Below are 11,300 nucleotides of genomic sequence, written 5' to 3'. Positions count from 1 at the left end.
AGTCCTTGGACCCTCGAAGATCCCATTCTTCGGAACTGTCTTTTCAGGTCATCGAAATTGAGCTGACCCGACCGGATCGCCTGGTTTTTCCAGAGGATTTGGCTCAGCTTCAGCTGCCTGCCGGGATCAATGCCCAGCTGGGGGTGGTTCTGACGGGGCGGGCCCCCATTTGGCTGTATGGCTGGCTGGTGCATGAGTGCCACTTCACCCGTTGGGTGGCCTGTTATGACCCACGCTTGGGCGCGGTGGTGGTCTCCAGCCATACCCCCGAAGTGCGGGTGGGCCAGGTCATCCCCTGGGTGCAGGGAAGGCCGGGCAAGGCCTACGGCCCGCTGACGCGAACAGAATTGGCAGCGGCGGTGATGGTGGTGGGCCCCCCCGACAGTGGCAAAAGCCGTCTTGCCCGCGCCCTCTTCGAAGCTCTGCTGCCGGAGCATCCCGATATTTATCTGCAACGGGCCCATTGGGATGGGGAAGGCAATTGGACTTTAGACTTGCCACCAGAAGAGGCGAAGATCCTCAAGCACCAGTACCGGGGCTCTTTTACCCCCGAATTTTTCAGCTTCCATGCCCAGGCCATTCTGGCTTTGCGCCGGCAAAAGAGTTTGGTGATTGTGGATGTGGGCGGCAAGGTGGATCCGCAAAAGCAGCCGATCCTGGAAGCCTGCTCCCACTACCTGGTGGTCAGCCGGGATCCCGAGGCTATCCCTCTCTGGCACGAGTTTTGTCGAGACCGGGGCAATTTGCGCTGTGTGGCCATCCTGCACACCTCGTCCGGCCCTCCTCAAGTGCTCAAAGACTCACCTGAGTTGGAAATTCGCTGGGATCCCAACTCTCCTCCCCCCGCGGAGCTGCTTCGGGCGGTGCGCCGCTTGATTGCCTAGGGGTGCGGATTCAGAATTGGATGGGCGGGCGAGCCTTTTCGGAAACGGCGAGATTGAGAACCGGGAGATTGAGAACTGGGAAAAGAAAAAGGAGAGGGTACTGATGCTGGGAGCCATTGCCGGGGATGTTATCGGCTCTGTCCATGAGCACTCGGGCACCAAAACGAAGAACTTTCCGCTGTTCGTCGAGGCCAGCCAATTTACCGATGACACGGTTCTGACGGTCGCTGTGGCCGAGCGGCTGCTGCGGGGCGGTAGCTACGTCGATTGGTACCATGAGTACTTCCACGCCTACCCAGAGGCTGGGTACGGGAGCAGCTTCATCCACTGGGCCGAGCATCGCTGCCGTGAGCCGTACTACAGTTGGGGCAACGGAGCCGCCATGCGGGTTAGCCCCATTGGCATCGCCTGCAACACGCTGGAAGAAGTGCTGGCCCAGGCGCGGGCCAGTGCCGAGGTAACCCACAACCACCCGGAGGGCATCCGCGGCGCTCAGGCTACGGCAGCCGCCGTGTTTCTCGCCCGGTCAGGGTACACCAAGGCCGACATCAAGACGTACATCGAGCAAGAGTTCGGATACTGCCTATCCGAGCGGCTGGACGATATCCGGGAGCACTACTGCTTCGATATCTCCTGTCAGGGCTCGGTGCCCCAGTCGATCATCGCGTTCCTAGAGGCAGACGGTTTTGAAGACGCGGTGCGCAACGCCATCTCCCTTGGTGGAGACGCAGACACCATGGCCTGCATTGCCGGGGGCATTGCGGAGGCGTTTTTCGGCGGCGTGCCGGACGAGATCGCATCCCAGACGCTGGCCGTTTTGGACGAGCGGTTGCGCAATGTTGTGGGCGAGTTCCAAGAGAGGTTTGCGGATCGCCTGACCAGGGGCTGCACCTGATGGCCAAGGTGTGTGGTTTTTGGGTTTTGGGTTGCCTTGTCGCCCTCTCGCTCCGTCAACTGCTCCAGGTTGGATTTACCGGTAAGCCGCCTCTGGGTTGGCTTCATGGCCGTAGAGATAGCTGAGAACCGAGTTGCGCAGGCGGTAGTACTGCGGATCTTCAAGAATCCGCTCGCGATCCCGAGGGCGCGGGAAGGGGATGGTCACGATCTGCCCGATGGTGGCTGCAGGGCCATTGGTCATCAGCACCAGGCGGTCGGCCAAAAACAGCGCCTCATCAATGTCGTGGGTAATCATCAAAACCGTGCAGCGATGTTCATCCCAAATGCGCAACAGCTCCTCTTGAAGCTCCTCTTTGGTAATGGCATCCAAGGCCCCGAAGGGTTCATCCAAAATCAGCACTTCTGGACGGATGGCCAACGCACGAGCAATGGCTACCCGCTGTTTCATCCCTCCCGAAATTTGCGAGGGATATTTCTGAGCGGCTTCCCCCAGCCCCACCAAATCCAAATGTTCTTCCACAATTCGATGCTTTTCCGACTGGCTCTTTTGGGGAAATACCGACCGAACGGCCAAATAAACATTTTCATAAACCGTGAGCCAAGGCAACAGGGCATACCCTTGAAACACTACCATGCGCTCCGGGCCAGGAGCTGTAATCGGCTGCCCTTTCAGCTTCACCGAGCCACTGGTGGGCTGGGCAAATCCGGAAACCATATTCAGCAGGGTGGTTTTGCCACAGCCGGAATGCCCAACCAAGCAGACAAACTCTCCCTCGTTCACACTGAGGTTGATATCTCGCAAGACGGGATAATCCCCCTTGGGAGTTGAGTAGGTCTTGCTGACATTCTCAAGGCTTAGGTAGGGTTCTGCGGCTACGTTCGCTGGGGTAGAGGTTGTCAAGAGGGCAGTCATCGTAGGGTGCTCCAACTCATGATTTTCTCACAACGGGGAATGTGCTTTTGCAAGGGCGCCCAAGTGGGTATCTAGAGCAACACAGGACGACGATCTAAGGCAACCTCGGCTACATAAATATCGTGCTTAATCGCCAAACTGTTGAGGTAGGCCAGGGGATCCTCACCATTAAAGGGGATCCCATCGAACAACTGAATGGGCTGCCTTTGGTAGGAGACATCCAGTCCCAGCTCGCGGGCTGCCGTGCTGAACACCCCCACCTGACATACCCGCTCCACGATCTCCACCCAGTTGCGAGGGAAGGGCAGCTCCCCCCAGCGGGCCATTTGGGTCATCATCCACAGATGCTCGGTGCGGCTGGGACGGTTGCCGGCTCCCAGAAAGAAGCGGTGGTGGGCATATTCCCGCATCGGCCTGTCCAAGTCACAGATTAGGCGCTGGGGATCCCCCAGATGAATGTAGGATGGGTCGGTGCTCAGGTAGGCGCGGCGGCTGAGCAGCTCGCGAATCTCGTCGTGATGGGCCGGGTCTTCACAGTAGCGGCAGGCTTCCAACAGCGCTTTCACCAAGGCAATGTGGGTGTTGGGGTAGGCTCTGGCCCAATCTTCTCGCACCCCCAACACTTTGCCGGGATGGCCCAGCCAAATCTCCAGGTCTGTAGCCACCGTAAAGCCACTGCCCTCTAAGGCTGCCCGCAAATTCCAGGGCTCTCCCACACAGTAGCCATCGATGTTGCCGGCTGTTAGGTTGGCCACCATCTGAGCCGGGGGCAGCGTTTTCAGCACCACGTCATGATCCGGGTGGATCCCACCGGCTGCCAGCCAGTAGCGCAACAGCAAATTGTGCATAGAGCTGGGATGCACCACCCCAAAGGTGAGCCGACGGCTGGGACTATCCAGAATGTAAGCCTTCAACTGGCTGAGGGTGTGGATCCCTTGCTCGTAGAACCGCTTATGCAAGGTGATGGCATTGCCGTTGCGGGTCAAGGTGAGGGCAGTAACCACCGGCTGAGGCGGGTTATCCCCTCCGCCCAAAGACATCCACACCGGCATACCGGCGGGCATTTGGGCCGCATCCAGATAACCTCCCTGAATGCCGTCTTGGATCCCTCGCCAACTGGTTTCCCGCACCAAATTCACTTCTTCCAAGCCGTGTTTGGCAAAAAACCCTTTTTCTTTGGCCACAGCCAACGGAGCGCAGGCAGTGAGGGGCACAAAGCCGATCTCCAAGTTGATCTTTTCCAAGCCATGCCTGGCCACCACAGTGCTGCGGCGAGCACGCCATTGCTTGATGCGTTTTTGTTGGTTCAAAAAGTAGATGATCTCGCTGCGGTAGCTGTAGTAGCTGGGATGGTTGACCACCTCCAGCCGACGGCGGGGCCGAGGAATGTCAATGGTTAAAATGTTCCCAATTCGGGATCCCGGCCCATTGGTGAGCATGACCACACGATCTGACAGAAGAACCGCTTCGTCCACATCGTGGGTGACCATGAGGGTGGTCATCTGATGTTCTTCACAGATGCGCATTAACTGCTCTTGCAAGTTCCCGCGCGTGAGCGCATCCAAAGCGCCAAACGGCTCATCCAACAACAACACTTTGGGCCGCAAAGCCAGGGCACGGGCAATGGCCACCCGCTGCTTCATCCCCCCAGACAATTGGGCTGGGGGCTTATCTGCGGCATGGCGCAAACCCACCAGATCGATGTGCTCTTCCACAATCTGCTGACGCTCCGCCGGAGAATGGTTTTTAAGAACGGCATTCACCGCCAGCGCAATGTTTTGCCGAACCGTTAGCCAAGGCAAAAGCGAGTAATGCTGAAACACCACCATGCGATCGGGGCCGGGAGCGGTGATGGTATGTCCATCCAAAGCCACGATCCCCCCCGTAGGCAAAGACAGCCCCGCCACCATGTTCAATAGGGTGGATTTGCCACAGCCGGAGTGGCCGATTAAGGAGACAAACTCCCCTCGATGGATTTGCAGATCGATCCCTTTCAGAGCAAGGTATTCCTGCCCTCCGGGCAGAGCAAAAGATTTTTCCACCTGCTCCACACTGACCAATACAGACACAGAAAACCTCCCAACCTATCACCCGTCTAGCCTCAAACCAACCACATACTGACAACACATCCAACACATCATTGGTTGGCTATCTTGTTTTGCAAAACAGACATCAGGCGATCCAAAAGCAATCCCACCGCTCCGATGTAGATGACGGCAACAATGATCTCCGTAACGTAGTTCTGCTGGTAGGCATCCCAGATGAAAAAGCCGATCCCCGGCACACCCGACATCACAATCTCTGCGGCAATAATGGCCAGCCAAGATAGGCCAATACCAATGCGCAGACCTGTGAACATGTAGGGCAGGGCTGAGGGCAGCAACACCTTAAAAAAGAAGTCCACTTTGGAGAGCTTGAGCACTTTGGAGACGTTGATGTAGTCTTCCGGGATCTGTCTCACCCCTACAGCCGTGTTGATGAGAATGGGCCAAATTGAGGTAATAAAAATAACGAACAGGGCAGCCGGCTCATTGCGTTGCAAAGCAGCCAAAGATATGGGCACCCAAGCCAAGGGAGCTACCATGCGCAAAAATTGGAAAATGGGATCCAAAGCTCGGTTGATCCACACACTGCTTCCCACCAAAATGCCCAACGTGATGCCCACCAAAGCGGCACTGCAATAGCCGATGGCCACCCTTTGTAGGCTGGCCAAGGTTTGGCGCAGCAGCCCTTGGTCGAGGTCGCTGTTGCGATACAAAGGATGCAGGATCAGATATCGGCTGCGCTCGTCCATCCACACATCCCAAGGCCCCGGCAGCCGAATTAGGTTGGCACTGGCCAAGATCTGCCAGATGAGCAGAAATCCAACAATGCCCACCACAGGGGGGAGAATCTGATCTCGGTACTTCGCCAAATCGAGCTTCGCTGCCGAAGACTTTGCCGGAGAAGAAAGTGTCGTCGTCATAGCTCCTAGAGGAGGATAGGGTTTTACAAGGTTCTCTGTTGTCGCGCTCTCAGAACATTCCAGCCGCAGGGTTCTACAACGTGTTGGAAACAGAGCATGAACTGGGATTGGCCTTGCCTTTTCGTTGGATGGGCAAACACAGGGATTGCAAACTCAACAAAACTCTCACGACAATCAGAAAACTCAGGATTCCTACGGCTATTGAAAGGATGAGCTTGTCCCAGCGGGGCTGGGCCGGCCTCTCAAAAGGAGGATCCCTGAAGAGTTCGCGCGGAACGTGAAGTAGAGCCAACATAGCCGATCCTCAACATGGCATTTAAAGTTATTCAAAAAGTGCGAGGCTCATAGCATCCATCAACTTTCCATCGTTTGGGCAGAAAGCTCGGCACCGCTTTTTTCGACCTCGTGGGATCCCACAGGTAGGCAGGATCCCTGTCGCGCGAGAGATTCGAACAAGGAAACGGTAAGCCATGGACTTCCTGCGAAAGAAGGTGAGGAACTTGGCCCAATCAAGCTATTCAGCTAGACCCTTTTGATTTTCAGGCTGTTCAGGTAAGCCTGCGGATCCTGTGGGTCAAACACCACACCGTCAAAGAAACGCTCTGTTCCCCGCGAGGTGTTGTTGGGGATGTTCTTCACCCCCAGTGCCTGGGCGGCCTCACGCCAGAGATCTTCACGGTTCACTTCATCCACCAGACGACGGGCAGTATCCAGATCGGGAAGGAAGCGAGCGTGAAAGCCCCAACGCAGGGATTCCGTCAGGAACCAAAGGTCATGGCTCTTATAGGGGTAAGAGACGCTGCCCCGGCCATCTTCCCAGTACAAGGGCCCGGCATTGAAATCTTGAACAGCTGGCTTGCCGTCTCCCAATTCGTAGTTGCCTTGAAAGGGAGGGGTGAGAACTTCAACCGGCACATTCAGGTAGGCACGCCCTGAGAGAATGCGTGTCAGTTCTTCTCGGTTGGCCGGATCGTCGCACCATTGCTGCGCTTCCATCACCGCCATCAAAGTGGCTTGTGTGGCCCTGGGGTTTTGCTCTACCCAATCGGCGCGAATGGCCAAGTATTCTTCGGGGTGAAAGGGCCAAATCTGTTGGGTAAGGGCCGCCATAAACCCGATCCCATCGGCCACAATCCGGTAGGGCCAGGGATCCCCGGTGCTAAAAGCATCCATGGTGCCATTGCGCATTCCCTGCACCGTTTCGGCAGAGGGAACCGCCAACAGGTCGATGTCTTGATCCGGATCTACCCCCCCAGCAGCAAACCAGTAACGGATCCAAAAATCTTGATTGACGTTGGGGAAGGTATGAGCGGCCTTGAATTTGCGTCCGTTGCTGGCGCTGAAATTTTTGATGTAGTCTGCAGCTCCAGAAACATCTAGCCCCAAACCCTTGCCAGCATGCATTCCGGCAATGGCAATCCCGTTGCCTTGGGTGATCAGCTGACACAGAACTGCCATGCGCACCGGCCGATTGTTGGTGATGGCGCCAATGTGGATCATGTGAGGCATCGGCATCTGCCACTGGCCACCGTCGATTCCCCCACCCGCTGAGCCGATGACCACATTGTCACGGGCTGCCGGCCAACTGGCCTGCTTCAACACCTCTACACCGGTCATGCCGTGCTTGTCGAAAAAGCCCTTTTCCTTGGCGATGATCAGGGGGGCAGACTCCACAATCGGTATAAAGCCTAACCTGAGATTGGGGGTTTCTGGGCCGCTGGCCTGGGCAACCCAGTAGCCTGTGCTGGCCCGTGCTAAGCTGCCACTCACGAGTCCACCCACGGTGGCCGCACCCGCAGACAGCAAAAAGTTACGACGTGACGTCATGCTCACCTCATCGAAAGGATATGTGAAGGCAAGATGGAAGCTTTCCGGTTCAAGTCGCCTGACCCACGGATTTCCTTCGTGAAATCTCAAGAAATCCTTAAATCTCAGCTTGGTTGATATCCTAAGGGCAAATAAATATAGAAACAATACAATTATTATTTTGGTAAGCATAGACTTCCGTTTATCATTGTTGCGATGGCTTAGGTCTCAATGGCGTTTCCTCCAACGGCGGCTTGCTCTGGGCAAAACAACTCAACAGATTGGGGATCCCTGCCCCATGCCGGCTATCACTGGGATGGCTGCACAGAGCGGTTTTTTGAGGGCTGGTACAGCCGCGTCACCTTGCCCGGGGATCCGCCCATTAGCTTTGCCTTCATGTACGCCATCGATCCCAAGCGCGGGGGCATGGCGCAGGTGTTGGGGCCGGAGGAGGAGTTGCATTGGCGCACCTTCCCCAATCCCCGCCGCTTTTGGGCCAGCTCAACCCATCTGGCCTTGGGGCACTCAGGGATCCCAGGCCCCAGCTGTCGCGGCCTTCAGGATCCCTTCACCTTCTTCCAGCGCACCGCCAGCGGCTACCAATACACCGCCCACCTCAACCAGGGGATTTTGCCGGATCCCTTGGGCTCTGAGCCCATTCGCTGGCTTTACCGCATTCAGCCTCGTTTTGCCTATGGGATCCCACCCCGAGCCACCATGGGAGCCTGGTCTTATCTGCCCATCTTTGAGCCGGGCTGGCAGATCCTCATGAGCCATGGCTTGGCCACCGGCTGGGTGGAGTGGAGAGGCAGGCGCTATGCATTTCAGCAGGCTCCCGCCTACGCCGAAAAAAATTGGGGCCAAAGCTTTCCTCGCCGCTGGTTTTGGATCCAGTGCAACGCCTTTCCCCAACATCCCGGTCTCAGCCTCACCTGTGCCGGAGCTGAGCGGCAGGTGCTCACCCGCCCCGAAGAAGTGGCCCTGATCAGCTTGCATGGATGGGGATCCCAGCCCTTTTTGGAATGGCGACCCGGATCCGCTCGGCTGACCTGGCAAGTGGATCCCTGGGGATCTTGGCGAATCCGGGGAGAGAGCGCCCTCTGGTGTATTCAGCTAGAAGGGCACACGCGGCGGCCTGGCCAAACTGTATTCGCCCCTGGCCCAGAAGGGATGCAGCGCAACTGTCGGGATACCCTATCAGGGCATCTGCACCTACAGCTTTGGCAGCGCAACGGCCAAGTCTGGACGCCGGTGCTCACGGCCACCAGCTCCCAAGCCGGCCTCGAAGTGGGGGGAGAAGTCCGGCAACCTTGGCAAGGGCAATGTTAACGCTGGCGGATATCTACACCCCCGTTGGACTTTCCAAAAAACGCTCTTGTGCTAGAATGCCTAAGCCACATTGATAGATGTCCATCTCTGTCTCTGGATAGTACTGGATAGTATCTGAGTAACTATGGACAGATAGTATGGACAGACAGTCAACCGTGGTTGGCCCGCCCCTCTTGCGCCTGTAGCTCAGTGGACTAGAGCACGTGGCTACGGACCACGGTGTCGGGAGTTCAAATCTCTCCAGGCGCGTTTTGGCCCCAGACAGCTTCCGTCTGGGGTATTTACCGTCCCTTGGTTTCGCCAGAACTTGTGCTAGGATTACCCCTATCAAGTCCGCCTTGATGCAGGCGTAGGGAGCCCGAGGATCATGTTTGAACGCTTTACAGAAAAAGCCATCAAGGTGATCATGCTGGCCCAAGAAGAAGCCAGACGGTTAGGTCACAATTTCGTTGGCACCGAGCAAATTTTGTTGGGGTTAATCGGCGAGGGCACTGGGGTCGCCGCCAAAGTTCTCAAGTCCATGGGAGTGAACTTGAAGGACGCCCGCATTGAAGTCGAGAAAATTATCGGTCGGGGATCCGGTTTTGTGGCCGTCGAGATCCCTTTCACTCCCCGCGCCAAGCGAGTGCTGGAACTCTCTCTAGAAGAGGCCCGCCAGCTCGGCCACAACTACATCGGCACTGAGCACCTGCTCCTGGGCCTAATCCGAGAAGGGGAAGGGGTGGCAGCCCGCGTTTTGGAAAACCTGGGGGTGGATCTCTCCAAGGTGCGCACCCAGGTGATCCGCATGTTGGGCGAGACCGCCGAAGTGACGGCGGGGGGGGGATCCTCCAGCCGCACCAAAACGCCCACCCTGGACGAATTCGGCTCCAACCTAACTCAACTGGCCCAGGAGGGCAAGCTGGATCCGGTGGTCGGTCGGACGCGGGAGATCGAGCGGGTGATCCAGATCCTGGGCCGCCGCACCAAGAACAACCCCGTACTCATTGGCGAGCCGGGGGTAGGCAAAACCGCCATCGCCGAGGGTTTGGCCCAGCGCATCGTGCAGGGGGATGTGCCCGATATTTTGGCCGACAAGCGGGTGATCAGCCTGGATATTGGCTTGCTGGTGGCCGGCACCAAGTACCGCGGCGAGTTTGAAGAGCGCCTCAAGAAAATCATGGATGAGATCCGCAATGCCGGCAACATCATCCTGGTCATCGACGAGGTGCATACCCTGATCGGGGCCGGGGCTGCCGAAGGGGCGATTGATGCCGCCAACATCCTCAAGCCTGCCTTGGCCCGTGGCGAGTTGCAGTGCATCGGCGCCACCACCCTGGATGAGTACCGCAAGCACATCGAACGGGATGCCGCCCTGGAGCGTCGCTTCCAGCCCATCATGGTGGGCGAGCCGACAGTCTCCGAGACGATCGAGATCCTGTTTGGCTTGCGGGAGCGCTACGAGCAGCACCACAAGCTGAAGATCTCCGATGCCGCCTTGGATGCAGCCGCCAAGCTGGCCGACCAGTACATCTCCGACCGCTTCCTGCCGGATAAGGCCATCGATTTGATCGACGAGGCTGCTTCGCGGGTGCGCCTGATCAACTCTCAACTGCCTCCGGCGGCCCGGGAGCTGGATCAAGAGTTGCGGCGAGTGCTCAAGGAGAAAGACGCTGCGGTGCGGGCCCAGAACTTCGACAAAGCCGGTGAGCTGCGGGATCGGGAGATGGAGATCAAGCAGCAGATCCGCGCCATTGCCGCTGCCAAAAAAGCCGAGGAGAGCAGCCGCAGCGAAATGCCTGAGGTAACCGAAGAGGACGTGGCCCAAGTGGTCAGCGCCTGGACGGGGGTGCCGGTGGCCAAGCTGACCGAGAGCGAGTCAGTGAAGCTGCTGAACATGGAAGAAACCCTGCACCAGCGCATCATCGGCCAAGACGAAGCGGTGCGGGCCATCTCCCGGGCCATCCGCCGCGCTCGGGTGGGGCTGAAAAATCCCAACCGCCCCATCGCCAGCTTCATCTTCTCCGGCCCAACAGGGGTGGGCAAAACCGAGCTGACCAAGGCTTTGGCAGCCTACTTCTTCGGCTCCGAGTCAGCCATGATCCGCCTCGACATGTCGGAATACATGGAGCGGCACACGGTCAGCAAGCTGATCGGATCCCCGCCGGGCTATGTGGGCTACAACGAGGGGGGTCAGCTCACAGAAGCGGTGCGGCGTCGCCCCTACACGGTGGTGCTTTTCGATGAGATCGAGAAGGCGCACCCGGATGTGTTTAACCTATTGCTGCAAATCCTGGAGGATGGCCGCCTGACCGATGCCAAGGGCCGCACGGTGGACTTCAAGAACACCCTGATCGTGATGACCTCTAACATCGGCTCGAAGGTCATCGAGAAGGGCGGCGGCAGCCTCGGCTTCGAGTTCAACACCAACGACGAGGATGCCAACTACAACCGCATCCGCAACCTGGTGAACGAGGAGCTGAAGCAGTACTTCCGTCCGGAGTTCCTCAACCGCGTGGACGAGATC

8 protein-coding genes and 1 tRNA gene are annotated in these 11,300 nt (G+C 57.7%); 5 read left to right on the top strand and 4 right to left on the bottom strand.

Annotated features, from left to right (window positions below; all coding sequences use genetic code 11):
• Together crn3 and NW815_RS05475 are read left to right on the top strand one after the other, a co-directional pair.
• Positions 1 to 884 (top strand): CRISPR-associated ring nuclease Crn3/Csx3 (gene crn3 / locus NW815_RS05480; RefSeq protein ID WP_414415789.1); only part of this gene is annotated, 884 nt, incomplete at its 5' end.
• Positions 885 to 987: 103 nt separating this feature from the next.
• A complete protein-coding gene (locus NW815_RS05475; RefSeq protein ID WP_414387975.1) occupies positions 988 to 1,779 on the top strand; it encodes an ADP-ribosylglycohydrolase family protein in 792 nt (263 codons plus the stop codon).
• Positions 1,780 to 1,854: 75 nt separating this feature from the next.
• On the opposite strand, the gene NW815_RS05470 is transcribed toward NW815_RS05475, so the two are convergent.
• The 4 genes from NW815_RS05470 to NW815_RS05455 form a co-directional block, all read right to left on the bottom strand.
• A complete protein-coding gene (locus NW815_RS05470; RefSeq protein WP_414344143.1) occupies positions 1,855 to 2,694 on the bottom strand; it encodes a nitrate ABC transporter ATP-binding protein in 840 nt (279 codons plus the stop codon).
• Positions 2,695 to 2,765: 71 nt separating this feature from the next.
• Positions 2,766 to 4,763, bottom strand: a complete 1,998-nt coding sequence (locus NW815_RS05465; RefSeq protein WP_414349581.1) for a nitrate ABC transporter ATP-binding protein — start codon at positions 4,761 to 4,763, stop codon at positions 2,766 to 2,768.
• 68 nt (positions 4,764 to 4,831) lie between these two features.
• Positions 4,832 to 5,659, bottom strand: coding sequence for a nitrate ABC transporter permease (gene ntrB, locus NW815_RS05460; protein WP_414387973.1), 828 nt, complete (start codon positions 5,657 to 5,659; stop codon positions 4,832 to 4,834).
• Positions 5,660 to 6,181: 522 nt separating this feature from the next.
• Entirely contained in the window at positions 6,182 to 7,492 is a 1,311-nt protein-coding gene (locus NW815_RS05455; protein WP_414387972.1) for a CmpA/NrtA family ABC transporter substrate-binding protein, read from the bottom strand.
• Between the two features lie 204 nt (positions 7,493 to 7,696).
• Here NW815_RS05455 and NW815_RS05450 point away from each other — a divergent pair, with 204 nt between their 5' ends.
• From NW815_RS05450 to NW815_RS05440, 3 genes are all read left to right on the top strand, one after another.
• On the top strand, positions 7,697 to 8,794 hold the full coding sequence (locus tag NW815_RS05450; protein ID WP_414387970.1) for a tocopherol cyclase family protein: 1,098 nt from the start codon (positions 7,697 to 7,699) through the stop codon (positions 8,792 to 8,794).
• A gap of 175 nt (positions 8,795 to 8,969) precedes the next feature.
• Positions 8,970 to 9,043: transfer RNA gene (locus tag NW815_RS05445), tRNA-Arg, on the top strand.
• Positions 9,044 to 9,161: 118 nt separating this feature from the next.
• A partial coding sequence (locus tag NW815_RS05440) for an ATP-dependent Clp protease ATP-binding subunit (RefSeq protein WP_414415788.1) occupies positions 9,162 to 11,300 on the top strand: 2,139 nt, incomplete at its 3' end.

Origin of the sequence: Synechococcus sp. R6-7 (genome assembly GCF_047461695.1) — a bacterium.
Classification (GTDB): Bacteria; Cyanobacteriota; Cyanobacteriia; order Thermostichales; family Thermostichaceae; genus Thermostichus.
This window is presented reverse-complemented; position numbering and strand designations above follow the sequence as displayed.

What these genes read in the sequence shown, in the direction of transcription:
- NW815_RS05475 (WP_414387975.1), top strand. Translation starts at nt 988, where the DNA reads ATGCTGGGAGCCATTGCCGGGGATGTTATCGGCTCTGTCCATGAGCAC.
- NW815_RS05470 (WP_414344143.1), bottom strand. Translation starts at nt 2,694, where the DNA reads ATGACTGCCCTCTTGACAACCTCTACCCCAGCGAACGTAGCCGCAGAA.
- ntrB (WP_414387973.1), bottom strand. Translation starts at nt 5,659, where the DNA reads ATGACGACGACACTTTCTTCTCCGGCAAAGTCTTCGGCAGCGAAGCTC.
- NW815_RS05450 (WP_414387970.1), top strand. Translation starts at nt 7,697, where the DNA reads ATGGCGTTTCCTCCAACGGCGGCTTGCTCTGGGCAAAACAACTCAACA.